The sequence below is a fragment of the Guptibacillus hwajinpoensis genome, from assembly GCF_020171785.1.
GTDB lineage: Bacteria > Bacillota > Bacilli > Bacillales > Guptibacillaceae > Guptibacillus > Guptibacillus sedimenti.
The window spans coordinates 226,092-252,834 of the sequence record NZ_JAIVAE010000006.1; the positions used below are offsets into that span (position 1 = coordinate 226,092).

The window sequence follows — 26,743 nt, forward strand, 5'->3', positions numbered from 1 at the left end:
ACATAGTTGCCCATGCTTTTGGCAACTGCTACAATGAAAACTGTAAGAAGTTCTTTTTGATCCAGGTGGGACTGAAAATGTCTAAGCGGGACATATTACGTCTCGGGAAAAAAGAAGAACAGCAGGGGAGACGAATTATGCGCTCATTATTGTCACTTCAACAAAAATTATTGCCGGACATGCTAGAAGTTATGAATAAGCGCTATCGGGTATTGAGACAATTAAGACTTATGCAGCCTATTGGACGTAGAAGTCTTGCGAACAGTTTGGATATCACCGAGCGGGTTCTCAGAAGCGAAGTAACGTTCTTGAAAGATCAGGGGCTACTACATATGTCGATACAAGGTATGCACCTGACAGAAGAGGGTGAACAGCTTTTGTTGGAACTTGAACCGGTTATGAATGAAGTGTCCGGTCTCGATAACCTTGAAAAGCGTCTGAAAGATAAGCTAGGCATACCGGAAGTGTTTATTGTCCCTGGTGATAGTGATGATATACCCTGGGTAAAAAAAGAAATGGGTCGAGCCGCTGTGGGACGCTTGAAAAAGTTTCAGCTAAAAGATAGAGTAATTGCTGTAACGGGCGGTACCACGCTCGCAGGTGTAGCTGATATGATGATTCCTTCTTCAGAAATGGAAGGAACGCTGTTTGTCCCAGCCCGAGGAGGTCTTGGTGAACAGGTAGAAAATCAGGCGAACACGATATGTGCGAAGATGGCAAGAAAAGCCCATACTGACTATCGTTTGCTCCATGTTCCAGATCAGTTGAGTGAAGAAGCATACCAATCCCTTATCGAAGAACCGGGCGTCAAAGATATCCTTGAGATTATTAAGTCAGCCGGTATTGTGGTTCATGGGATTGGGGAAGCTAGAACGATGGCACAAAGACGTAAGTCGACGCTTGATGTTGTTGAAAAAATCGAGCGAGAACATGCTGTTGCTGAAGCGTTTGGGTATTACTTCAATCAGTCAGGAGAAGTTGTTCACAAAGTGAAGACAATCGGGCTGCAACTCGAAGATTTAGAGCGTAGCGAATTAGTCATTGCGGTAGCCGGCGGTCGTTCGAAAGCAAAAGCCATCGCAGCTTATCTAAAGACAGGGATTCAAAGCATTCTTGTTACAGATGAAGGTGCCGCTAAAGCGTTATTAGAGGGAGATTCCCTTTATTAAATAAAACACACCTCGGGAAACGAGGAAATTCAAGGAGGAACTACACAATGGCAACAAAAGTAGGTATTAACGGTTTTGGACGTATTGGACGTAACGTATTCCGTGCAGCATTAAACAACCCTGGTGTTGATGTTGTAGCTGTAAACGATCTTACAGATGCAAACATGCTTGCACATCTTCTTAAATACGATTCCGTACATGGAGAACTTAATGTAGAAGTTGAAGTTAACGGCGAGAATCTTGTTGTTAACGGAACTGAAATCAAAGTTCTTTCTGAGCGCGACCCAGCACAACTTGGATGGGGAGATCTTGGTGTTGAAGTGGTAATCGAATCCACTGGCCGTTTCACAAACCGTGACGATGCTGCGAAGCACCTTGAAGCAGGAGCTAAGAAAGTTGTCATCTCCGCACCAGCTAAAGACGAAGACATTACAGTTGTTCTAGGTGTTAACGAAGACAAGTACGATGCAGCTAGCCATCACGTTATCTCTAACGCATCTTGTACGACAAACTGTCTTGCACCAGTAGCTAAAGTATTGAACGACAAGTTCGGTATTAAGCGTGGTCTTATGACAACAACTCACTCATATACAAACGATCAGCAAATTCTTGATCTTCCACACAAAGACTACCGTCGTGCTCGTGCAGCAGCTGAAAACATCATTCCAACATCTACAGGCGCTGCTAAAGCAGTATCTCTTGTACTTCCAGAGCTTGATGGTAAGTTGAATGGTATGGCTATGCGTGTACCTACACCAAACGTATCAATCGTTGACCTTGTAGCTGAACTTGATCAAGACGTTTCAGTTGATGAAGTAAACGCTGCTCTTAAAGAAGCTGCTGAAGGCGATCTTAAAGGATACCTTGGTTACAGCGACGAGCCACTAGTATCAAAAGACTACAACGGTAACCCGAACTCTTCAATCGTAGATGGTCTTTCTACAATGGGTATCGATGGAAACATGGTTAAAGTTATCTCTTGGTATGACAACGAGTGGGGCTATTCTAACCGTGTAGTAGATCTAGTCGACTACATCGCTGCAAAAGGGCTATAATAAGAATTGTTAATAGAGGAGGAGGAAGTCTTGGGCCTTCCTCCTTTTCCATTGTCTTTACTAACGATATAGCTTTATTTAAAAGGTGAACCTTTTAAAACTTTGTGCAGAGGAGGACGTGCGTGATGAACAAAAAATCAATTCGTGACGTTGAGTTAAAAGGCAAAAAGGTATTCTGCCGCGTGGATTTCAATGTACCTATGGAAGATGGAAAGGTAACAGATGAAACGCGCATTAAAGCAGCACTTCCTACGATCAAGCATTTGTCTGATCAGGGAGCGAAAGTCATTCTTGCAAGCCACCTTGGACGTCCAAAAGGTGAAGCTGTTGATGAGCTACGTCTTGATCCGGTTGCAGACCGCTTAAGCGACCTCATTGGCAAAACCGTTACAAAAACAGATGCAGTCTATGGTGAAGAAGTTGACCGTGCGATTGCAGATCTAGAAGATGGCGACCTTCTTCTTATTGAGAATGTTCGTTTCGAAGCTGGAGAAGAGAAGAATGATGAAGACCTTGCGAAAAAATTTGCTGCAATGGCAGATCTTTACGTAAATGATGCTTTTGGCGCAGCACACCGTGCTCACGCTTCAACAGAAGGTATCGCTCATCATATTCCTGCTGTAGCTGGTTTTCTTATGGAGAAAGAACTTGAAGTTCTTGGAAGTGCTCTAACAGAACCTTCCCGTCCATTCACAGCTATTGTTGGTGGAGCAAAAGTAAAAGATAAAATCGGTGTGATTGATCACCTACTTGATAAAGTAGATAACTTGATCATCGGTGGTGGTCTTGCTTATACATTTGTAAAAGCACTTGGCCATGAAGTTGGTTTGTCTCTTCTTGAGGAAGATAAAATCGATCTAGCGAAATCATTCATGGATAAAGCAAAAGAAAAAGGCGTCAATTTCTATATGCCACAAGACGTTATCATTGGTGATGATTTCTCAAATGATGCCAACACGAAAGTGGTAAGCATTGAAGAAATTCCTTCCGATTGGGAAGCTCTTGATATCGGACCGAAAACGAGAGAAACGTATAGCAAAGTAATCGCTGACTCGAAACTCGTTATCTGGAACGGACCAATGGGGGTATTTGAACTAGACGTTTATGCTAATGGTACGAAAGCAGTAGCTGAAGCACTTGCGAACGCAGAAGATACGTATTCCGTTATTGGTGGCGGTGACTCTGCAGCAGCGGTTGAGAAATTTGGCTATGCTGATCAAATGAGCCACATCTCTACTGGTGGCGGTGCTTCTCTTGAGTTCATGGAAGGCAAAGAACTTCCAGGTGTTGTCGCACTTAACGACAAATAAAATACTTATGTTTTTAATCTTATAAAGGATGGTGAGTGAACATGCGCAAACCAATCATCGCAGGTAACTGGAAGATGAACAAAACACTTACGGAAACAAAAAGCTTTGTTGACGAAGTGAAAGGACTTATTCCTGATGGCAATCGCGTAGATTCCGTTGTCTGTGCTCCTGCTCTTTTCCTTGATTATTTAACGGATGAGCTAGAGGGTACAGCACTTCAAGTTGGTGCTCAAAATATGCACTTTGAAGAAAGCGGCGCGTTTACAGGTGAAATTAGCCCTGTAGCACTTAACGACCTTGGAGTAGGCTATGTCATACTTGGTCACTCTGAACGTCGTGAGCTATTTGGTGAAACGGATGAGATCGTGAATCAAAAAACTCATGCAGCGTTCAAACATAACCTAACGCCAATCATTTGTGTCGGTGAAACGCTTGAACAGCGTGAGAGCGACGTAACAGAAGATATCGTCAAAGCACAAGTTCAAAAAGCAATCGCTGGATTAACAAATGAACAGGTAGCTCAATCTGTTATCGCATATGAGCCAATCTGGGCCATTGGAACTGGTAAAACAGCAACAAGCGATCAAGCTAATGATGTATGTGCATTTATCCGCGGCGTCCTTAAAGACGAAACGACTGACGAAACAGCTAATGCGGTCCGTATCCAATATGGCGGCAGTGTGAAACCTGGTAACATTGACGAGCTTATGGGTAAATCCGATATTGATGGTGCTTTAGTTGGCGGAGCTAGCCTTGATGCAAAATCTTTCCTACAGCTTTTGGAGGCTGGTCAGAATGCCTAAAAAGCCAGAAGCTTTGATCATCTTAGATGGCTTTGGCCTTCGAGATGAGGAAAAAGGAAATGCCGTAGCACATGCAAAGAAACCAAATTTTGATCGTTACTGGAACAACTACCCACACGCTACCCTACAAGCGAGTGGAAAAGCAGTTGGTCTTCCAGACGGCCAAATGGGGAACTCTGAAGTAGGCCACTTGAATATCGGTGCAGGACGCATTGTGTATCAAAGCTTAACAAGAGTTAATCTAGCAATCGAAGAAGGCGACTTCTTTGAAAATGAAACTTTTCTAGAGGCAATTGACCATGTGAAGAAAAAAGGAACAAGCCTACACTTGTTTGGACTTCTTTCTGATGGTGGGATTCATAGCCACATTAAACATCTTTTCGCTCTTCTTGAACTTGCTGCAAAGCAAGGCCTTGAAGATGTGTACGTTCACGGTTTCCTCGATGGTCGTGATGTTGGCCAACAATCTGCGAAAACCTACATTCAGCAGTTAGAGGATAAAATGGAAGAAGTCGGAGTTGGTCGCCTTGCGACGCTCTCAGGCCGCTATTATTCCATGGACCGTGATAAGCGTTGGGATCGCGTTGAGAAGTCTTACCGTGCCCTGGCATACGGTGAAGGCCCTTCTTACAAAGACCCATACGAGCTAGTTGATGATAATTACGAAAACGAAATCTATGATGAGTTCGTTCTTCCTTCTGTTATGACTGAAGAAGACGGTTCACCGATTGCGACGGTAAATGATGAAGATGCAGTGATCTTCTTTAACTTCCGTCCTGACCGAGCAATCCAGATTTCACAAGTTTTCACAAATGATGATTTCCGCGGTTTCGATCGTGGAGAAGAACGTCCTAAAAATATCCACTTTGTCTCACTTACTCGTTTTAGTGAAACAGTTGGAGGCGACGTTGCATTTAAACCAACAAACCTTGATAACACGCTTGGTGAAGTACTAGCTCAGCAAGATTACAAGCAGCTGCGTATTGCTGAGACAGAGAAATACCCACACGTTACGTTCTTCTTTAGCGGTGGACGCGAAGAAGAGTTTCCTGGGGAAGAACGCATTCTTATCGACTCTCCGAAAGTTGCAACCTATGACTTGCAGCCAGAGATGAGTGCCTATGAAGTGACGGACGCGTTACTGAAAGAACTCGATGCCGATAAGCACGATGCGATTATCTTAAACTTTGCGAACCCTGACATGGTTGGGCATTCCGGAATGCTTGAGCCAACAGTTAAAGCCATTGAGGCCGTTGACGAATGTCTTGGTAAAATCGTTGATAAAATTACTGAAAAAGGCGGACATGCTATCATTACCGCTGACCACGGGAATTCGGATGAAGTCACAACGCTAGATGGCGATGCGATGACGGCTCATACGACAAACCCAGTACCTGTTATCGTAACAAAAGAAGGTGTAGAGCTTCGTACAGATGGAATTCTTGCGGACCTTTCACCAACGCTTCTCGATTTGCTTGGCGGCAAGCAACCGAAAGAAATGACAGGAAAATCATTAATTAAATAACTTACATTTAAAGGAGATGACACGTTATGCCAATCATTACTGACGTTTATGCACGCGAGGTCCTTGACTCCCGCGGCAATCCAACAGTTGAAGTAGAAGTATTTACAGATGCAGGTGTTAAAGCACGTGCAATGGTACCATCTGGCGCATCCACTGGTGAATACGAAGCAGTAGAGCTTCGTGACGGTGACAAAGATCGCTACCTTGGTAAAGGTGTAGAAAAAGCAGTAGCTAACATCAACGAAACAATCGCTCCAGAACTAGTAGGTATGAGCGTTTATGATCAGCTTGGAATCGACCACATGATGATCGACCTTGATGGTACTGATAACAAAGGCAAGCTTGGTGCTAACGCTATTCTTGGTGTATCTATGGCTGTTGCCCGTGCTGCTGCTGAAGAGCTTGAACTTCCACTTTACGTATACCTTGGTGGATTTAACGCGAAAACTCTTCCAACACCAATGATGAACATTCTTAATGGTGGAGAGCACGCTGATAACAACGTAGACATTCAAGAATTTATGGTAATGCCTGTTGGTGCACCTTCTTTCAAAGAAGCACTACGCACTGGCGCTGAAATTTTCCATAGCCTTAAAGGTGTTCTTAAAGAAAAAGGCCTTAACACTTCTGTAGGTGACGAAGGTGGATTCGCTCCTAACCTTGGTTCAAACGAAGAAGCGATCCAAACAATCATCGAAGCAATCGAAAAAGCTGGCTATAAGCCAGGCGAAGAAGTTATGCTCGCACTTGACGTAGCATCTTCTGAAATCTACAGCGACGGTAAATACAACCTTGCTGGTGAAGGCGTAGTGAAGACTTCTGAAGAGATGATCGAATTCTACAGCCAGCTATGTGAAAAATACCCAATCATCTCAATTGAAGATGGTCTTGACGAAAACGACTGGGAAGGTTGGGAGAAACTTACCCAAGCTCTTGGTGAGAAAGTTCAGCTTGTTGGTGACGATCTTTTCGTTACGAACACAAACAAACTTTCTGAAGGAATTGAGCGTAGCGTAGGTAACTCAATCCTAATCAAAGTGAACCAGATTGGTACACTAACTGAAACATTTGATGCTGTTGAAATGGCGAAGCGCGCTGGTTACACAGCTGTTATCTCTCACCGTTCTGGTGAAACAGAAGATACAACAATCGCTGACATCGCTGTTGCGACTAATGCTGGACAAATTAAAACAGGCGCACCGTCTCGTACGGATCGCGTTGCTAAATACAATCAACTTCTTCGTATCGAAGATGAGCTTGAGCACCTTGCAATCTACGGTGGCCGTAAAAGCTTCTATAACTTAGACAAGAAGTAAGTTGAATTACCCCGCGTGATAACGCGGGGTTTTTTAATGGGTTCTTTTCTTTAAAAGTGATTTTGTTTTGAGAACGGGTTTGAATGACGAGCCATATTTTGTAGTTCATTGTAGCGGAAGGTGCTCGACGCTCGCACCGCGGAAAGCGACCACCTGGAGCTCAAATCAGCCACCACTCTTATCGGAACGACGTCTACTAAAACAGTCGTTACCGTTCAAGAAGTGTTAACACAATGTTAAGAAGGTATGAGAATGTCCTGTATTACCGAAATAGATTGCTTTTACTGAAAAAATTATGGTAAATTTATAGTATTGGAAAGGCTATAGTCCGGGAGGTGGAATCATGCATCTTGCAGCAACAATTGCATTAGTTATCGTTTCAATCTTACTTATTACTGTCGTCTTGCTTCAGTCAGGTAAAAGCGCCGGATTATCAGGAGCGATTACGGGTGGAGCTGAGCAACTATTCGGAAAGCAGAAGGCCCGCGGTTTTGAAGCGGTTTTAAATAGAGTAACGGTAGTACTTGCCGTATTGTTCTTTGTTCTTTCAATTCTCGTTGCCTATCTTGTGTAACGATAGTGAGAAAGCAGCAGGTGTTGAGTCACTTGCTGCTTTTTTCTTTGGAGGAAGCGAAAAGGAAGTTTTTTGTCGAATGGATCAGGGAAATAAGCTATGAGAACGAATTCCTTTTGCCTTCCGACTGAAACAGGTAAAATGCAGATAAAGACCTCATGAGACTGGATATTTCGTTTTTTGTGGGTCAAACTAACAGGTAGTTGATTTAGAGGAGGATCACATCATGAAAGTAGTAGCACCAAAGCCATTTACATTCGAGGGAGGCAATCGCGCGGTATTAATGTTGCATGGCTTTACTGGTAATTCAGCAGATGTACGAATGATGGGACGTTATTTGCAGGAAAGAGGCTATACATGCCACGCACCGCAGTATGAGGGACATGGTGTTCCACCTGAACAGCTCGTTCATACGGGTCCACAAGATTGGTGGAAAAACGTCACTGAAGGGTATGAAAAGTTGAAAAGCATGGGTCATGATGAAATTGCGGTTGTCGGCTTATCACTTGGAGGCGTATTTTCTTTAAAGCTCGGTTATACTGTTCCTGTAAAGGGAATCGTGCCCATGTGTGCCCCGATGGATATGAAAGACGAAGAAACCATGTATCAAGGTGTCCTTTCCTATGCGAGAGAATACAAGAAATTTGAACGAAAAACTCCTGAACAAATTGAAGAGGAAATGGAAGCTTTCAAAGAAACGCCAATGAATACGCTTGGAGAACTTCGAGACTTAATCTATGATGTGCGTGATAACATTGATATGATTTATGCGCCAACATTCGTGGTACAGGCAAGACATGATGAGATGATTAATACAGAAAGTGCTAACGTGATTCATGATCATGTTGAATCGGATGAAAAGAGCTTGAAATGGTACGAGAATTCCACGCATGCGATTACGCTTGGAAAAGAGAAAGAAGTGCTTCATCAAGATGTCCACGCGTTTCTCGATGGACTTGATTGGTCTGAATAACCTATGGATATATGTTACTAGAAAGAAGGTGGAAGACAATGGCAGAAGAACATGAACAGAAGATATTGAGCTTCATGAAGGACGAGGCATATAAGCCGCTAACCGTTCAGGAGCTTGAAGAAGTATTTGGTGTAAAAGATTCAAGCGAATTTAAAGAATTCGTCAAAACATTAAACAGTATGGAAGATGAAGGATTAATCGTTCGCACAAGAAGCAATCGCTACGGGATTCCTGAGAAAATGAACCTTGTTCGCGGAAAGTTACAGGTCCACGCTAAAGGGTTTGCTTTCCTTATTGCTGATAGCGATACTGGCGAGAAAGATGTCTACATTAATCAGGGTGATCTAGAAGGAGCAATGAACGGTGACCGCGTCATTGTAAGACTTCATCAGAAATCTTCTGGCACTCGTCCAGAGGGCACTGTGATACGTATCATCGAGCGTGGTGTGAAACGCACAGTTGGTACATATTCTGATAGCAAGCATTTTGGATTTGTTATCGCCGATGATAAACGAATTCCACACGACATTTTTATTCCCAAAGGAGCTACTGGCGGTGCAGTAGACGGTCATAAAGTCGTCGTCGAGATCACAAAATATCCAGAAGGACGTATGAGCGCGGAAGGTCGCATTACTGAAATTCTTGGGCATAAAAACGATCCAGGCGTTGATATTCTGTCCATTATTTATAAACATGAACTGCCGGGTGAATTTCCTGAAGCTGCGATGGAGCAGGCTCACAAAACACCTGATCAAATTGATGAAAAAGAGATTGAAGGAAGACGGGACCTTCGCGAAGAAACAATTGTCACGATCGACGGGGCAGATGCGAAGGATCTGGATGACGCTGTTAACGTTGTAAAGCTTCCAAACGGCAACTATAAGCTTGGTGTTCACATCGCAGACGTAACGTATTACGTAACAGAAAACTCTCCAATTGATCAGGAAGCGCTTGATCGCGGTACGAGTGTGTATCTTGTCGATCGCGTGATTCCAATGATTCCACACCGCTTATCAAACGGAATTTGTAGTTTAAATCCTCAAGTGGATCGCTTAACAATTTCGTGTGAGATGGAAATTACAACACAAGGGGAAGTTGTGAACCATGAGATTTTCCCAAGTGTGATCCGTACAAATGAACGTATGACGTATACAGATGTGCGTAAAATTCTTCAGCGTGAAGACGATGACGTGTTAGAGCGATATAAATCTCTCGTTCCATTCTTCGATAGCATGGGAGAACTAGCTGAAATTTTAAGAAAAGGTCGTTTCGAACGAGGTGCAATTGATTTTGATTTTGCAGAAGCAAAAGTGCTCGTCGATGAAGAAGGAGCCCCTCAAGAGATTGTTCAACGAGAACGCTCGGTAGCTGAACGCTTAATTGAAGAATTTATGCTTGTCGCCAATGAAACTGTTGCACAACATTTTCACTTTATGGAAGTACCGTTCATGTACCGTATTCACGAAGATCCAGATGCAGACAAGCTAAATACGTTTTTTGAATTTATCACGAACTTTGGCTACGTTGTACGCGGGAATGCGAATACCGTACACCCACGTGCCCTGCAAAAGCTTCTTGAAGAAGTGAAGGGAGAGCCTGAAGAAGCTGTTATTAGTAAAGTAATGCTTCGTTCGATGCAACAGGCAAAATACTTCCCTGAAAGTCTAGGTCACTTTGGGTTATCGACAGATTTCTATACGCATTTCACATCACCAATCCGTCGTTATCCTGACTTAATCGTACACCGTTTAATCCGTACGTACCTATTTGAGAAAAAACTGGATAACCAGACAACTTCAAAGTGGGGCGAAGCACTTGGTGAAATTGCTCAGCACGCTTCCGCGATGGAACGTCGAGCAGTTGACGCTGAACGCGAAACTGATGATCTGAAAAAAGCTGAGTTTATGAAAGATAAAATCGGGGAAGAGTTCGAAGGTGTCATTAGTGGTGTAACGAACTTCGGTTTGTTTGTAGAGTTGCCAAATACGATTGAAGGTCTTGTTCACGTTAGTTATTTAACCGATGACTACTACCATTACGATGAAGGTGCTTATGCAATGATCGGTGAACGTACCGGTAACGTATACCGCATCGGTGATGAAATCGCCATTCGCGTCTTAAATGTGAATATTGATGAGCGAGCAATTGACTTCGAAATAGTGGGGATGAAGCCACCGAAAGAGCGTCGTCGTAGAGAAAGTCCAAAAGTCATTGAAGGCGGAAAGCGCAAGAAGCGTGGAAAGTCCTCAAATAAAACAACAGATGCAGGGAAGAAAAAGCGTAAGTTCTCTCCGCCAAAGGATGGTCAGGGAACGAAAAAGAAACCGAAAAACAAAAAGAAAAAGCGTCGCAATAACAATGCCTAATTAGCTTAATTTTAATCACGGCGGTCAGAGTAAGTCATCTTGACTTATTCTGACCAAATTGATATACTGGAGTTCGACGCTTGAGAGGGGGGACGGTCATGCCAAAAGGTGATGGTGGACTCATTGCACAAAATAAGAAAGCTAGACACGATTATTCCGTTATTGAAACATATGAAGCAGGACTGGTTCTACAAGGAACTGAAATCAAATCCATCAGGGCAAGACGCGTAAACCTGAAAGACTCTCACGCCATTATCCGTAAGGGAGAAATCTTTCTTCTGAATATGCACATCAATGAATATGAGCAGGGAAATCGTTTTAACCACGATCCAACCCGAACTCGTAAGCTATTGATGAAGCGGAAAGAGATTGATAAGCTCATTGGCCTAACGAAAGAACAGGGCTACACGGTCATTCCACTAAAAGTTTATATTAAAAATGGCTATGCGAAAGTACTTCTTGGCCTTGCGAAAGGTAAGAAAAAGTACGATAAGCGCCAGGATCTTAAAGATAAGACAATGAAGCGTGAAGTGGACAAAGCGTTGAAAGAGCGTCAGCGGATATAGTTTCCATTTGATTGGAAGCTGATTTATGTTATAATTAAAATTACCGAAACAGCAGATGAAGCTTAACTGCTTACCCGTTTTCGGTTCTCATTTTCTTACATGGGGACGTTACGGATTCGACAGGGGTAGGTCGAGCTTAAGTCGCGAGTCGAGTTGGCGAGCTACGTTAAAAACGCCACGCCTATAACTGGCAAAGAAAACAACAACTTCGCACTAGCAGCGTAAGCTGTTTTGCGGTTCCTCCCTCCATCGCCCATGTGGTAGGGTAAGGGACTCAACTTAAGTGGGATACGCCAACAATCCACCGTCTGAGGAAAGTTGGAAGAGATTAACCAGACTAGCTACAAGGAAGCCTGTCGTTGGGCTGAATTGTAGTGAAACGCTAATATAACGACTACACTCGTAGAAGCTTAAGTGCCGATACTTCTGGACGTGGGTTCGACTCCCACCGTCTCCACCAAATACATACGGTGGAAATACAGTAATATCAACGATTATAAAGTTATGGGGTATTGAACAGGAGTTGAACTCTTGCTCAATACCCCTATTTTCTTACTTGGGGATATCTACTACATATTTGAACTGATCATAGACCTTCTAATACATCAATTAGGAGGTTTTTTTGTGATAGTTAATAACAGAAAGCACGGCATCTTTTCTGTACCTGAGGAAGCTAGACAATTAAGCTATAACCAAGATAACAAACATAGTACAATAACAATTAAGGACGCACTGACTAACGTATTCCAACAAATGAGAGTGTCTGGTAATCGTGAACGAACAATTGAAAGTTATAATTATATTTTTAAGCAGTTTGTTGACATGACTCAGATCCAATACGTGGAAGATATTACATTAGACAGTATTTACAGCTATCTTGATGCATTGAACGTATCAAGGGAAACAAAACTCATTCGACTTAAATCACTAAAGGCTATCCTATCCCGCTTTCACAACAATGGTTGGGTACAGAAAAAATTCTGGTCAACTATTCAAATTAAAATTGATAAGAAGGTTAAAAAGGGGACAGCAGAAGAAGATATTAAAAAGCTCATAACTCTTATTGATCAAAGTACCTTTATAGGCTTACGAGATACCGTTGCCATACTAATGATGTACAAGACTGGAATACGTATTAGGACTATAGGAGAATTACTGGAGCAACATATAGACTTTGATAACTTGTGTTTAAATCTTGATGGATCAATTATGAAAAATCACAACTATTTAAAGTTGCCAATTGACGATGAACTAGCAAATATGCTTAAGGCACTCATCTATATGAATAGTAGAATCCGATCATATTATAATCGAAACAATACTAATGTATTTATCACACAAAATGGCTGCTCCTTGAATAGTAGTAAATCATCAAATAATGCTATTTCAAAGCAATTAAATAAATATAGTAAAATATATGGTTTAGAGAATATCAATGCACATGCACTTAGAAGAGCATATGCTAAGGATCTACTAAATAAGGGTGCAAGTGTACCGCTTATTAGTAAGGCTTTGGGACATTCAGATATAGCTGTCACTACACAATACTTAGAATTAGATGTAGATGAGGTAGCAAACGATTTGCGTAAATATATATATAATTAACTTATGTGGAAATGTACTATTGATTATTTAATTCAATTTCGGGTGTAAGAAAGGTGATTATTTACTAGTGGATAACTTGATACTGGAGCAAATGAAACAGCAATTACAACATGAAGTAAAAAATGGGACAAATGATCCTAATAGATTCCATGTATATGCTTGGGAAGCGGGATTAGGAAAAAGCACACATGTGAATAATAGTATTAGAGAATATTTTAACGATCATGGATTCGAGAGTAATGTTAATAAGTATTTAATAGTAAAAAAATTCAAAACTGATGTGTATGAAACTGTAGAACAGTTAGAAAAAAGTGATGCGTTAAAAATGTATGGTGATTATGGTGTTCTTGGGATAACAGGTGATAATATTGCTTCCTATACAACAGAACAAGTTAGAAACTGCAAAGTGCTTGTAATCACTCATACAAGGTATATAGCTGCATGCGAAAAAGAACTAATAGAATCTTTTGGTAAAAGAGATGTGTTAATAATTGATGAGCAAGTGCAGTTCCCTGTAATGAAATTCGGGCGAGCTGAGTACAATACAAAACGTCAACAAATCCATTTATATGAAGGACAAGCTTTGTTTGATAAATGCTTGTTACCATTATTAGAATGGTTAGATACTATATACAAAGAAAAAGAATATAATAATATCATTACTTTCAAAGGCGAATTTAGTAAAGAGCCGCTAAATGATTTTAAAAAGTGGGTTAAGAAAAATACTAATGCTGGGAGAAAAAATAAGTATAACGAATTAGTTCAAGAAATAGAATCCTTATACAATAAGAATAATTTAGGATTTATCCATAATGATACTCTGTTTTTTATTGACCAAGGTAAACGATTCCGAAAATTAAAATCTAATATCATTCTAGATGCTAGTGCTGACATTACTCCATTGTATCAATTAAAAAATCATTTTAATGTAGTAGAGAAGAGATTAAGTATAAATCATTCACAATCTAAAATTATGTGCATGCCAGTTAATACAAGTAAAAGTGGTATGAAAAACTATCGAGATAACATAATTAAGGATATTCAGCATAGGCTGCGAAAGATGAAAAACATTGATAAGCAGGCGCTTATTGTGTGCCATAAAGAGAATTCTACTGAATTACTAACTGGTCTAAAGCAAACTTTAGGTGAGAAGATATATATTCCAAATGAAGAATCTATGGAAGAAGAAGCTCTTCAAACGATCGCAGCAGTAGATTGGTATGGGAATATTGTCGGGAAAAACACATATAGAGAATATGATATTTGTATGATTGTAGGAACGTTTAACATGCCGCTCCCAGTTTATTTGTTGCAGTTTTTCCAATATAACAGACAAGTTGATCCGACTCACCTTCCCGATAAATTGGAGTTAGAAAGCGGTCATTTTAAAAGTGAAAAATTCGAAGAGATCAGAAAGGCTTTTGTTGCCGCTGATTTTTATCAAGCAGCTAGACGTATACAACGAAATCAAAATCCTAAAGCAGTGTATATTTTATATACTTATGATGAGGATGTTTTGCATGCTTTTAAAAACAAATTCAAGGAAATAGGAGATGTACTTTACTTAAACAGGGAAAGTATTATGGAGAAAGAGGTTTCTCCTCGAAAAGAAAAAGCGATTCAAATGTTAATGTATATAGCAGAAAACGTTGAGGTAGGAGAACTTATTGCTAAGCAGAATTTGGCTCATGCAATAGGTGTATCTGAAAGCAATTTTTCTAGGTATTTAAAAAATGATGTTATGCAAAAGCATGTAGAACAAGAGCATATTGAAATCAGAAACAAAGATATAATAAAAAAGTCTGACTTTGTAGTTGTATAGAAACTCGTCACCTCCCCTTATAATATAATGAAGATGACGAGATGAGTTAGGAGGCTGTAAATATAATAAAACCATTATTTTATTCACAACTACAATATGCGATTGAAGAGTTTACTTTTTGCGAAGCAAGAAGTGAACTCTATCGAGGAGTGCAACAGTGAGGAACGAGCGTTGCATGGGCTGATAAGCCAGAAGTAGAGCATTGCTCTACTTCTTTTTCTTTTGCAATGACAAATGGCAGAAGGATTTTGGGATCATCTCACAACAAATACCATTTATCATGTAAAATAGTAATAGATAGTTTATTTATGACAACTATTCAAGGGGGCGGGATTAGTTGAGTAAGTCAAAACAACAAATGACCGAAGAAGATATTAAATTGAAATACATTACACCCGCCATTCAAAAGGCTGAATGGGATATTGTAAGTGATGTGTTTTGTGAATATAGTTTCACAGATGGTCGGATTATTGTGCGGGGAAATTTAACTACACGTGGTAGACAAAAACGAGCGGATTATCTGCTTTTTTATAAAAAGAACTATCCTATCGCAATCATTGAAGCAAAAGATAACAAGCATGAAGTAGGAGCAGGTATGCAACAAGCTCTTGATTATGCCAGTATACTGGATGTGCCATTTGCATTTTCATCAAATGGTGATGGATTTATTGAACATAATCGGTTAACAGGTATTGAAAGAGAGTTAACATTGGATGAATTTCCTACAAGGGAAGAATTATGGAATAATTACGTTGAGAACGCTCATATTACACCTGCTCAAGAGGAAATAATTAATGAACCATATTTTTTTCAATTAGGGGATAAAACGCCTCGTTACTATCAACGTATTGCTATCAATCGCACAGTTGAAGCAATTGCTAATGGACAAAATAAGATACTGATTGTTATGGCAACTGGTACAGGTAAAACATATACCGCTTTTCAAATCATATATCGATTATGGAAGGCAGGTAAGAAAAAGAAAGTTTTATTTTTAGCAGATAGAAATGTACTTGTAGACCAAACAATGACAAATGATTTTAAACCATTTGATAAAGTAATGACTAAGATTAAAGGTCATAAGCTTGATAGTTCTTATGAAATTTACTTAGCACTTTATCATCAATTAGCTGGGGATGATGGAGAAGAGCCATTCCGACAGTTTAAACCAGACTTTTTTGATTTAATTATTGTAGATGAAGCCCATCGTGGTTCAGCAAAAGAGGATAGTCGTTGGAGAAAAGTATTAAAATATTTTGATACTGAAGATACAACACAAATTGGTCTAACGGCTACTCCAAAAGAAACAAAAGAAGCATCAAATATTTCTTACTTTGGTGAACCAGTATATACGTATAGCCTAAATCAAGGAATTGATGATGGATTTCTAGCACCATATAAAGTAGTACGTGTGGGTCTTGATAAAGATTTAGAAGGTTATCGACCCGAAATTGGAAAGTTAGATATGTATGGGGAAGAAATTGAGGATAGAGAGTATTCTCAAAAAGATTTTGATAAGAATATGATTATTGATGCACGTACTGAAGCGGTTGCTAAGCGTATATCACAATTTTTGAAGAAAAGTGATCGGTTTGCTAAAACAATCATATTCTGTGTCGATATAGACCATGCAGAGCGGATGCGTAGGGCATTGGGTAATGAAAATAGCGACCTAGTAGCACAAAACGATAAGTATATTATGCGAATTACTGGCGACAACAAAGAAGGTAAAGCACAGCTAGATAACTTCATTGATAGAGAAAGCAATTACCCTACTATAGTAACTACATCTAAGTTATTAACTACTGGTGTGGATGTGAAAACATGTAAGCTTATTGTATTAGATTCTAATATCAATTCAATGACTGAATTTAAGCAAATCATCGGACGGGGAACACGCTTGGATATAGAACATGGAAAAGAGTATTTTACAATTATGGATTTCCGTAATGCTAGTCGGTTATTCGCTGACCCCGAATTTGATGGTGACCCTATTTCGATTATAGAGATACCTAATGATGGAGATATGGAAATCCCGCCTGGTGAAGAAGGAGAAGAGGCTGGTGGAGACGATGAAGAAACCACAGGTGGTTTAACTGGTACGGATGATGATGATGATAGAGATCCACCAAAAGGACGTAAAAGGTATCGCATAAATGATGTAGATGTTCAGATTGTTAACGAACGTGTACAATATTATGATGTAGGTGGTAAGCTCATAACAGAAAGCTTAACAGACTATACTAGGAAAAATATTCGTAAAGAGTATGCGAATTTAGACGCTTTTCTACGTAAATGGAATGAAGAAGATAGAAAGGAAGTAATTATTGAAGCTTTAAAGGAGCGTGGTGTGCTGTTAGATGCGGTGCGGGAGCAAGAACATCTACAAGAACTAGATGAATTCGACTTGATTCTTCATTTCGCATATGATCAACCGCCACTAACAAAAGCTGAACGAGTGAAAAATGTGAAAAAAAGAGGATACATCTATCAATATAAAGATATTGCCCATGATGTATTGGAAATGATTCTTGAAAAATATAAAGATGAAGGTATTACAGAGATTGAAGGGACAAAAGTTTTGGAATTAAATGAGTTTCAAAAATTCGGAAGCCCGTTAAAGATTGTAAAAGCGTTTGGTAATAAGAAAAAATACCTAGAAGCAATCAAAAAATTAAAAGAAGAAATATATCTAGCTTAGGAGATTAAACATGTCTATCACATCATTTGTAAAAACATTACAAAACATCATGCGCAATGACGCTGGTATTTCAGGAGATGCACAACGCATTGAGCAAATTGTATGGATACTATTTTTGAAAATTTATGACGCAAAAGAGGAAATATGGGAGTTCCATAATGATTCTTTTCAATCCATCATACCTGAGGATTATCGTTGGAGAAATTGGGCAGTAGATTACAAAGATGGTAAAGCTATGACAGGTGAGGCTTTACTAAACTTCGTAAATGGTGAATTGTTCCCTGTATTAAAAGAAATTGAAGTAGACGAAAATACACCAATAAGTAAAGCGATTGTGCGTTTTGCTTTCGAGGATGCTTATAACTATATGAAAGATGGTGTATTGCTTCGTCAGGTAATTAATTTTATTGATAGTATTGATTTTACGGACTATAAAGAGAGGCATGCTTTCAATGAAATTTACGAACAAATTTTAAAAGATCTACAAGCTCAACGTGCGTCTGGTGAGTTCTATTCACCACGTGCAACAACAGATTTTATAACTCGGATGATTAAGCCACAATTAGGAGAACGTGTAGCGGATTTTGCATCTGGTACAGGTGGTTTCTTAACATCTGCATTAAATTACTTAAAACCACAAGTGAAATCCACAGAGGATAATGAAGTCTATAATAATTCGGTGTTTGGTATAGAAAAAAAAGCATTTCCTTATTTATTAAGTATCACAAATTTATTATTGCATGATATTGATGATCCAGTCATTATCCATGGTAACAGTTTAGATAAGAATGTTCGTGAATACAATGAAAACGAGAAGTTTGAAGTTATAATGATGAATCCCCCATACGGTGGATCAGAAAAAGACAGTATTAAGATGAATTTCCCTGTGGAGTTACGTAGTAGTGAAACAGCGGATTTGTTTTTATCAGTCATAATGTATCGTCTAAAGAAGGATGGTCGAGCAGGTGTTATTTTACCAAATGGATTCTTGTTTGGTACTGACGGTGCAAAGAGAGCAATTAAAGAAAAAATGATTAAAGAATTTAATTTGCATACAATTATTCGTTTACCACATAGTGTGTTTGCTCCTTATACATCTATTCATACGAACATATTGTTCTTTGACAAAACACATCCTACAGATGATGTCTGGTTTTACCGCTTAGATATGCCTGAGGGTTATAAAAACTTCTCAAAAACTAAGCCTATCAAGTTAGAGCATTTCCAACCTGCGATGGATTGGTGGGAAAATCGTAATGTAATCTCTGAAAATGATGGTTTTAAGGCGCAAAAATATAGCGTGCAAGATATTATTGATGATAACTACAACTTAGACTTATGTGGATTCCAGCAAGAGGAAGAAATTGTCTTAGAACCACAGGAATTAATTTCTAAATATCAAGAAGAGCGTACGCAATTAAATAACGAAATCGATAATATTTTATCAGTAATTCAAGAAATGTTAGGTGAAGATTAATGGATGCAAAAAAGCTGGAAGGTTCTATTTTGCAATTTGCCCTTCAGGGTAAATTAGTACCCCAAGACCCCAAGGAAGAACCAGCTAGTGAATTAGTAGAGCGGATTAAGGCAGAAAAAGAAAGGTTAATTCAAGAGAAGATTATAAAAAAAGAAAAACTATTGCCTAAAATTACAGAAGAGGAAATTCCTTTTGAAATACCAGAAACATGGGAATGGGTACGAATTAGAGACGTTTATTATAACCGTGGACAAAAAAAACCTGATAAAGAATTCACTTATATAGACGTAGCTGCGATTGATAATCAGGAAGGTGCATTATCTAATCAATTAAACATTATTGACCCTCAAAAAGCCCCATCGAGAGCGAGGAAAATATTGGGGGTTGGTGATGTTGTATATGCGACTGTTAGACCTTATCTACTAAACATAGCTGTAATAGATAGAAATTTTGAATATGAACCTATAGCAAGTACTGCTTTTGTAGTAATGAAACCTATCCTAATTGATAATGAGTTTTTATACTTTATATTAAAAAGTCCTATGTTTAATTATCAGGTAGAATCTAAAGTGCAGGGAGTAACTTACCCAGCAATTAATGATACAAATTTTAATAAATTACTAATACCCCTTCCTCCAGTTAAAGAACAAAAAAGAATTGTAAGAGCTATAAAAAATATTAAACCGAAAATTGATACTTATAGTGAGAAAAAAAACCGATTGTTTAAAATACAAGAAGCATTTCCTCATCAACTTGAAAGATCAATTCTTCAATATGCTATGCAAGGTGATTTAATTAAACAGAATTCAGATGATGAACCAGTTATTAAGTTAATTGATCGTATTAAAGCAATGAAAGAAAAGTTAATTGAAGAAAAGGTAGTTCCTAAAGAAAAGACATTAACTGAGAATTTAGTAGGAAAATCTCCATTTAAGATACCTACAACATGGGAATGGGTGAGGTTAAAAGATATCTGTCAGGTGAATCCTAAAAATAAAGTTCATGATGAAATGAAAGCAGGATTCGTACCAATGAAGTTGATTGATGATGGGTTTGTTAATCATCATTCGTTCGAAGTGAAAACTTGGAAGGATATAAAGAAGGGCTTTACACACTTTCAAAACGGAGATGTAGTTATCGCAAAAATAACACCTTGTTTTGAAAATCGTAAGTCGACTATTATCAAAGGTCTACCAAATGGAGTAGGTGCAGGAACAACTGAGCTATTTGTTGTTAGACCATTTACAAACGATATCAATCCTGAGTATTTGCTTTGGTTATTTAAATCCCATCATTTTATTACTAGTGGTGTAGAAACCTATACAGGTACAGCGGGACAACAGAGAGTGGCTAAAAGCTTTGTTGAAAATTATCTTATACCTCTCCCTCCTGTTGAAGAACAGAACAGGCTTGTTCAAGCAATAAATAAAGTACATGAAAGTATTAGTAAAATGAAATAAATTATTACATATCATTTAACTACACCCTATTGATACAAAATGTTGTGCTAGTGTTATTGGTGTTTTGTAGTGTATCATATACATGTATCAAAACACTTTGGTGAATGGAGTAGTTCTATGAGATATGGTTATGCACGTGTGTCTTCTGTTGGACAAAATTTAGATGCTCAAGTAAAACAGCTTCAAGAGCATCAATGTAATGTGATCTTTCAAGAAAAGGTTAGTGGTCGTAATAAAGATAATCGTTTGGAATTAAAAAAGTTGTTAGATACCGTACAAAAAGGTGAAACAATTATTGTTACTAAGTTAGATCGCTTCGCTCGTAGTACAAAAGATGCTTTAGCAACAATTGAACTACTCAACGATAAACAAGTTAACTTAATTGTTTTGAACATGGGTGGAGATAAGGTAGATACATCTACAGCTATCGGTAAGCTCATGATTACTGTATTAAGCGGTATAGCTGAATTTGAAGCGGATATGATTAAGGAAAGACAACTTGAAGGAATTGAACTAGCGAAGCAACGTGGTATTTACAAAGGTCGCCCGAAGCGTTATACCGATAAACATAAAGGTTTACAACATGCTATTGAGCTTTACAACAAGCGAGATGAGAATAAACTAACAGTGAATGAAATTAGCGAAATTACAAAGGTCAGCCGTGCAACTTTATATAGAACTGTTAAAGAGCAGTGAAATAAAGAGGATATATCCACTTCTTCAATTTGCCAAAGGGGGGATATTTTCCTCTTTTTTCAGCTCTTCTATATAGCAATAGGTGTATAGTAGGTGCATCTACACATTACTATATGGAAACTACCGATACGAGGCGAGTTTTTAGTTACATGTATAGTTATAATAGCTTATTTCGCACAAAACGACTTGCATAAGTTTCTGCGGTAGAATAACTATGTATTATATTTATATTCTCATGATTGTACATTGCTTTGTTTGTCCAATTGTATGAACCGTTTATTACTGTTTTTAAGTCTATTACGCAAAATTTTTCATGAAATATATTATCTTGAAAAGCTCCGAAACCAGTTTTTCTATATGTTTCAAAATAATTTTCAAAATCAAATCCAGTTTGTGAATTAATATCATCCTTATTAATTATGAGTTGAATATTAATACCCTGAGATGCTTTCTTTTTTAAGATGCTAAAGAGTGTATTATCTGTAAACCATGCAACTGATACCCAGATTGTAAATTTAGCTTGTGTTAATTGTTCCAATATTTCACTTTGAATATTTTCAAAAGAGGTTTGAATCTCTATAATATCTTCTGGAATTAATCCTTCTCCTGTTACAACAAATTCATCCTGTTCATTCCTCTGTAAGGCATACCCACAATATTTAATGATTTCGTTTATAGGTTCTATTAAATCTGAGGCTATATTGATATCACTTCCAAGATATGTTCTTGAATATACAATATGGTTCATAAATCTTTCAAGTTGTTTTGAGTTATTGATGTCCTCTAACTTTGATAAAGTGTAATCACTCCTAGATGGAAACCCTCTAGCATAAACATCTTCACTACCATATTGATTAAATAAATCTACTAATTCTGGACCTGTTCGATAATAACACTCATTGATGTATGGTACTAAATGTTTTAACGCAATTTCATCCAATTTCAAAGTTTATCTATCCCTTCTAATTATTTTAATAATATTATATCTATTAACAAGGAACATTTGGGAAAAGCTTTAAAACTTGCTAGTAATTAGTATATAATGATTCACAGAAGGTCTCCGAACTCAGTTCGTAAATATGTAATACTCCCTAATAATAATAATCGTTAATGATGGCACTTCTAAGTCTTACTGTTAAAGGGACTAAGAATTGTAGTGAAACGCTAATATAACGACTACACTCGTAGAAGCTTAAGTGCCGATACTTCTGGACGTGGGTTCGACTCCCACCGTCTCCACCAAATACATATTTGGTGGTTTTTTATTTGGAAAAAATCATAGCATATAGGAACCCTTGGCCCACCCTTTGACGGACTGGGCTTTTTTTAACGTGATTTTCCTTCCTCGGTATACTTTTTATTCAGACGCTTATTGAAAGAGTCAGCTTGTGGAGTGACCTTAATCGATCCTAGCGCTTTTCCTAAGCCAAATACGGGCATGTTACCATAAAGACTTTCGTAATGAGAGTTCGGAAGGACATATGTTTCGTGGTAGATCCCAACAGCACGGTTGTTTCCAATTTTTTGATTAAAGTTCTTCCATGCTTTTAGATGGGCTTGTCCATGCGCATATTGACGGAGATCTTCAGAAGAGCGCCAGTATTGAAGAAGTAGCGTTGTTCGGAAGCTAAAGAAATTTTCCATTGAGAGGCAACCTAACTGCTTGTTAATGCTAAGTTCACGAATCATACCAGGCATCGCAAGAAAAACGGGTAGCCACTTATGCACAGCCCACCATTGATTGATTCGCATTCCAATGAGAAAGACGACAACATCCTGTCCTTTATCTACCGTGTAGCGCCCTTTGAATACTTGATTTGCCATTTCTCTTTCCTCCTTAAAGTACGTTTTTAGCATTCATCACCCAATCATTAGCTGCTTCCGTTGTCCGTATTCCATAATCCAATGTGAGGAGCCAGAATTTTGCCTCTTCCTGATCACCGTAAGTCCCATATATCATTTCTTTAATTGCGTGATACGTATTCAGCCGTTCTTGAAGTTTTGAATGGTAATGATCTAATTGCTTTAAGGTTATTTCAGTGCTCTGATGATGACTGAAAAAAAGTTTAAGTAAAAGCTCATTTTTTTCTACGCCGATTTCCTGAATAGGCGTTTCCATCCAGTCTTTAAGAGCCTCCCACCCCAAGGAGGTTAGTTGATATTCCTTTTTATCGGGCTTCCCTGACGTGCTCTCCTCTTGCACTGTAATGAGTTTTTCATCAAGGAGTTTTTTAAGGGTTGGATATATTTGTCCGTAGCTGATTTTCCAAAAATGATTTAAACTTCCATCCATCATTTTCTTCATTGAATATCCCGTTTGACAACCAATTGTTAATAATCCAAGAATCGCATATTTCGTATGCATTTGCTTTTCCACTTATTCACATCCTATATCTTATTGATACATATCATTTAGATATATCATATAGCATTTCCAAACAGATCAAAAGATAAAATTGTAATATTCCGATTTTTATCTTGATGCATAAAACAAGCCGCCCATTTGGACGGCTTGATTATTAAATCAATTCGATGCTGCTTCTTTTACTTCTAATTCACGCTGATTAAAAACCTTTTTTGCAAGCGTAAGCGCATTGAGAACGCGCGGAAAGCCTGTATAAGGAATCAGCTGCATAATGGCTTCGACCAATTCTTTTGGTGTTAGACCGGAAGTGAGAGCGGTATTAATATGAAGCTCCAGCTGTGGTTCCGTTCCTTGTGTAATGAGGGAAGAAAGCGTGATGAGTGCTCGTTGCTGATTAGTTAAGCCTTCCCGAGAATATATATCGCCATAGGCAAATTCGATAATGTATTTTCCAACGTCTGGAGCGATCTCTTCTAGGTCATCTGAAATTTTCAGATGCGTTGAGATGTCATCGTTTGTTGACAGTGTGTATTCCATCAATTTATCTAGCCCTTGCTTCATGCGATCATTTTCCATTGTAAAAGCCTCCTGGTGTCTTTCCTTTAGTAAGATCACGTCTCCCACTATAACGCTAGAAGGCTTTGGTGTGAAATACCAATAAGGAATCACGACCATGCATTATCGGTATGGAGCTAGATGGAGGAATTAATGTAGTTAATAAAAGCACGGGAAGCATAAGAAATGTATTTTTCTTTTCTTAGGATAATGCCAAGGTCCCATGGGATTTCTGGATTGACGAGTGGAATGGAAACGACGTTGCTTTGGTTGATTTTTGTAAGAATGGATTTTGGAAAAAAGGTGACGCCGAGATTGTGACTCACCATATCGCTAATAAAATCCCACTGAGAGCTAACGTAGGAGATATTAGGCTCAAATCCAGCCTGACGACACTGTTCAATCATCTGGTCGTGTAACATAAAGTCTTCACTAAATAGGATGATCCGCTCATTTCGTAACTCGCTAATTGAGACCGAATTTTTTTCTGCGAATGGATGGGAACTGTGCACAAACAGCATTAATTCTTCCTTTTTAAAAGGGAGTGTTTCGAACTTGGTTTCATCGACAGGCAAAAGTCCAACTGCAAAATCCAATTCACCGTAGAGGATTTTTTGTTGCGCGATGTTGGCTCCATGCTCCATTAGTTCGATCGTAATATCAGGATAGAGTTCTTGGAACCCTTTTAAGATACTAGGAAAGTAGAGGGCGCCGATGAGTGGCGGGAGGCCGACTTTGATGTGCCCTTTCTTTAAATTCATCATGTCATATAAGTGAGAAGAAAGATCGTCGACCATATTTAATATTTTCTCGCCCTGCAAATAGACGATTTTTCCTGCATCGGTTAATTCACTCGATCGTGCCGAGCGATCGAGTAGTTCAACATCTAACTCAGCCTCTAAACTTTTCACCATTTTACTTAAGGTTGGCTGTGAGATGTAGAGGGAGTGTGAGGCTTTGGTGAAGCTTTTTTGCTTTGCCACTTCAACGAAATAGGCTAATTGCTTAATGTCCATATGAAAGCTCCTGTCTCTATTCCCATCAGAAAGGGAAATGCATTATGGTTTATTGTAGTCGCAAGTCATCCGCGAATTCAACCATAGACAGAGATTCTAGACGTATTTTTTGAGAGATCTGTTAGAAATGTAAAAAAGAGGGGTAATGAAAAAGGAAATCAAAATTCTTATGGAGGTGCTCGTTTTGAGTAAAAACGTATTAATCATTTCCGGTGATGCTGTTGAAGCACTTGAGATTTTCTACCCTTACTATCGCTGTCTAGAGGAAGGATTTAATGTGACGATTGCGTCCCCGACCGTTAAGAAACTACAAACGGTATGCCACGACTTTACAGATGAAATGGAAACGTTTGTTGAGAAACAAGCCTACGGAATTGAATCACATACTTCGTTTGCAGAGATTAAACCAGCTGAGTACGATGGTTTAATTATTCCAGGCGGACGAGCACCAGAGTACATTCGAATGGATGAAAGCGTACCTGGCATCGTCAGACACTTTTTTGAAGAAAATAAGCCGGTAGGTGCGATTTGTCATGCGGCACAGGTTCTTAATGTGGTTCCTGATATGATGAAAGATCGCGAGTATACCGCTTATCCAGCTTGTAAACCGGATGTAACCGCATGTGGGGCTACATACATTGATGAGAAAGTCCATACAGCTGATAATCTCGTGTCAGGGCAGGCATGGCCTGACTTACCAGGATTTATGAAAGAATTTCTCCGTTTATTAAGATAATGACACGCGAAACCCCCTGATTGTCCGATCAGGGGGTTTTTTAAGAAGAGGGATATTTCGTTTGACCAATAGCTGAAATAACAGAGCCAACTGCCTGAATCCAGCTTCCTACGACATTAATAGTGGTAGCTTCTTCATTGTTCAGCTCTTTAATACCTGAAATCGCTTGAAGCGAATTGCCGACTGCCTGAAGAAAGTTGCCATAAATGCTATATAACGCTGATGCAGAAACTTCCCCCCCTAAGGCATCTGCAAGAGATACTCCACCACCAAGGGCTTGAAGCCAGTTTCCGTCAATATCTAAAATTTGTTTCACTTTATCATCAAAATCAATCAGAATTCCTGTCACAACCGTCGAGTTCCCAATTGCCTGAAGCTGATTGCCAATCTTGTCTAACGAAGGGGGAGTGATCGTATCGGCGATTAGAGCGTTTCCTGTTCCCTGCATCACATTTCCAATAAGATTTAAACTATCAAGTATAGAGGAGGGGATTTCTTTAATAGGTGTACTACCAATAGCGGCTAAGATCGTTCCAATCGCTTGAATCCAAGAGCCAAATACACCTTTTACTTCATTATCCATGATGTATCGCCTTCTTCAAAAGTCGTCCTACTGTATTCTATACAAAACAGAAAAATATGTTAATGATACG

23 protein-coding genes and 1 other RNA gene are annotated in these 26,743 nt (G+C 38.9%); 18 read left to right on the plus strand and 6 right to left on the minus strand.

Annotated features, from left to right (window positions below; genetic code table 11):
* Positions 1-137 precede the first annotated feature (137 nt).
* From LCL91_RS10290 to LCL91_RS10370, 17 genes are all read left to right on the plus strand, one after another.
* Positions 138-1,169, plus strand: coding sequence for a sugar-binding transcriptional regulator (locus tag LCL91_RS10290; RefSeq protein ID WP_224882356.1), 1,032 nt, complete (start codon positions 138-140; stop codon positions 1,167-1,169).
* 47 nt (positions 1,170-1,216) lie between these two features.
* Positions 1,217-2,224, plus strand: a complete 1,008-nt coding sequence (gap, locus tag LCL91_RS10295; protein WP_224882168.1) for a type I glyceraldehyde-3-phosphate dehydrogenase — start codon at positions 1,217-1,219, stop codon at positions 2,222-2,224.
* Between the two features lie 125 nt (positions 2,225-2,349).
* Positions 2,350-3,534: a phosphoglycerate kinase gene (locus LCL91_RS10300; RefSeq protein ID WP_224882169.1), complete on the plus strand. Its 1,185-nt coding sequence runs from the start codon at positions 2,350-2,352 to the stop codon at positions 3,532-3,534.
* A 41-nt stretch (positions 3,535-3,575) separates the two neighbouring features.
* A complete protein-coding gene (gene tpiA, locus LCL91_RS10305; RefSeq protein WP_224882170.1) occupies positions 3,576-4,337 on the plus strand; it encodes a triose-phosphate isomerase in 762 nt (253 codons plus the stop codon).
* On the plus strand, positions 4,330-5,862 hold the full coding sequence (gene gpmI, locus LCL91_RS10310; protein ID WP_224882171.1) for a 2,3-bisphosphoglycerate-independent phosphoglycerate mutase: 1,533 nt from the start codon (positions 4,330-4,332) through the stop codon (positions 5,860-5,862). The genes tpiA and gpmI overlap by 8 nt, the downstream gene beginning before the upstream one ends.
* A 26-nt stretch (positions 5,863-5,888) precedes the next feature.
* Positions 5,889-7,178 carry a phosphopyruvate hydratase gene (gene eno, locus LCL91_RS10315; RefSeq protein ID WP_224882172.1) on the plus strand — a complete coding sequence of 430 codons (1,290 nt, stop codon included), beginning with the start codon at positions 5,889-5,891 and terminating at the stop codon, positions 7,176-7,178.
* A gap of 343 nt (positions 7,179-7,521) precedes the next feature.
* Positions 7,522-7,752, plus strand: coding sequence for a preprotein translocase subunit SecG (secG, locus tag LCL91_RS10320; protein WP_224596343.1), 231 nt, complete (start codon positions 7,522-7,524; stop codon positions 7,750-7,752).
* A gap of 226 nt (positions 7,753-7,978) precedes the next feature.
* Entirely contained in the window at positions 7,979-8,725 is a 747-nt protein-coding gene (locus tag LCL91_RS10325; protein WP_224882174.1) for an alpha/beta hydrolase, read from the plus strand.
* Between the two features lie 38 nt (positions 8,726-8,763).
* A complete protein-coding gene (gene rnr / locus LCL91_RS10330) occupies positions 8,764-11,091 on the plus strand; it encodes a ribonuclease R (RefSeq protein ID WP_224882176.1) in 2,328 nt (775 codons plus the stop codon).
* Between the two features lie 98 nt (positions 11,092-11,189).
* Positions 11,190-11,657, plus strand: a complete 468-nt coding sequence (smpB, locus tag LCL91_RS10335; protein WP_048311765.1) for an SsrA-binding protein SmpB — start codon at positions 11,190-11,192, stop codon at positions 11,655-11,657.
* A gap of 101 nt (positions 11,658-11,758) precedes the next feature.
* Positions 11,759-12,117: a transfer-messenger RNA gene (ssrA, locus tag LCL91_RS10340) on the plus strand.
* A 164-nt stretch (positions 12,118-12,281) separates the two neighbouring features.
* The gene (locus LCL91_RS10345; protein WP_224882178.1) at positions 12,282-13,262 is read left to right on the plus strand and encodes a tyrosine-type recombinase/integrase; all 981 of its coding nucleotides are present in this window, start codon (positions 12,282-12,284) and stop codon (positions 13,260-13,262) included.
* A gap of 91 nt (positions 13,263-13,353) precedes the next feature.
* On the plus strand, positions 13,354-15,084 hold the full coding sequence (locus tag LCL91_RS10350; protein WP_224882180.1) for a hypothetical protein: 1,731 nt from the start codon (positions 13,354-13,356) through the stop codon (positions 15,082-15,084).
* A 358-nt stretch (positions 15,085-15,442) separates the two neighbouring features.
* The gene (gene hsdR / locus LCL91_RS10355; protein WP_369522949.1) at positions 15,443-17,785 is read left to right on the plus strand and encodes an EcoAI/FtnUII family type I restriction enzme subunit R; all 2,343 of its coding nucleotides are present in this window, start codon (positions 15,443-15,445) and stop codon (positions 17,783-17,785) included.
* A 10-nt stretch (positions 17,786-17,795) separates the two neighbouring features.
* Complete coding sequence (locus LCL91_RS10360) at positions 17,796-19,262, plus strand: HsdM family class I SAM-dependent methyltransferase (RefSeq protein WP_224882182.1); 1,467 nt, start codon at positions 17,796-17,798, stop codon at positions 19,260-19,262.
* Complete coding sequence (locus LCL91_RS10365; protein WP_224882183.1) at positions 19,262-20,722, plus strand: restriction endonuclease subunit S; 1,461 nt, start codon at positions 19,262-19,264, stop codon at positions 20,720-20,722. Before LCL91_RS10360 ends, LCL91_RS10365 begins: the two co-directional genes overlap by 1 nt.
* A gap of 117 nt (positions 20,723-20,839) precedes the next feature.
* Positions 20,840-21,418: a recombinase family protein gene (locus LCL91_RS10370; RefSeq protein WP_224882185.1), complete on the plus strand. Its 579-nt coding sequence runs from the start codon at positions 20,840-20,842 to the stop codon at positions 21,416-21,418.
* A gap of 157 nt (positions 21,419-21,575) precedes the next feature.
* On the opposite strand, the gene LCL91_RS10375 is transcribed toward LCL91_RS10370, so the two are convergent.
* From LCL91_RS10375 to LCL91_RS10395, 5 genes are all read right to left on the minus strand, one after another.
* Positions 21,576-22,364, minus strand: coding sequence for a phospholipase D-like domain-containing protein (locus LCL91_RS10375; RefSeq protein ID WP_224882187.1), 789 nt, complete (start codon positions 22,362-22,364; stop codon positions 21,576-21,578).
* Between the two features lie 380 nt (positions 22,365-22,744).
* The gene (locus LCL91_RS10380) at positions 22,745-23,242 is read right to left on the minus strand and encodes a DUF4188 domain-containing protein (protein ID WP_224882191.1); all 498 of its coding nucleotides are present in this window, start codon (positions 23,240-23,242) and stop codon (positions 22,745-22,747) included.
* A 13-nt stretch (positions 23,243-23,255) separates the two neighbouring features.
* On the minus strand, positions 23,256-23,795 hold the full coding sequence (locus LCL91_RS10385) for a PadR family transcriptional regulator (RefSeq protein WP_224882194.1): 540 nt from the start codon (positions 23,793-23,795) through the stop codon (positions 23,256-23,258).
* A gap of 147 nt (positions 23,796-23,942) precedes the next feature.
* Positions 23,943-24,359, minus strand: a complete 417-nt coding sequence (locus LCL91_RS10390) for a carboxymuconolactone decarboxylase family protein (protein ID WP_224882197.1) — start codon at positions 24,357-24,359, stop codon at positions 23,943-23,945.
* Positions 24,360-24,475: 116 nt separating this feature from the next.
* Positions 24,476-25,354, minus strand: coding sequence for a LysR family transcriptional regulator (locus tag LCL91_RS10395; protein WP_224882199.1), 879 nt, complete (start codon positions 25,352-25,354; stop codon positions 24,476-24,478).
* A gap of 184 nt (positions 25,355-25,538) precedes the next feature.
* Here LCL91_RS10395 and LCL91_RS10400 point away from each other — a divergent pair, with 184 nt between their 5' ends.
* Positions 25,539-26,090 (plus strand): DJ-1/PfpI family protein, encoded by a 552-nt coding sequence (locus LCL91_RS10400; protein ID WP_224882201.1) that lies wholly within the window; start codon positions 25,539-25,541, stop codon positions 26,088-26,090.
* A gap of 40 nt (positions 26,091-26,130) precedes the next feature.
* On the opposite strand, the gene LCL91_RS10405 is transcribed toward LCL91_RS10400, so the two are convergent.
* The gene (locus tag LCL91_RS10405; protein ID WP_224882203.1) at positions 26,131-26,673 is read right to left on the minus strand and encodes a DUF6944 family repetitive protein; all 543 of its coding nucleotides are present in this window, start codon (positions 26,671-26,673) and stop codon (positions 26,131-26,133) included.
* Positions 26,674-26,743 lie beyond the last annotated feature (70 nt).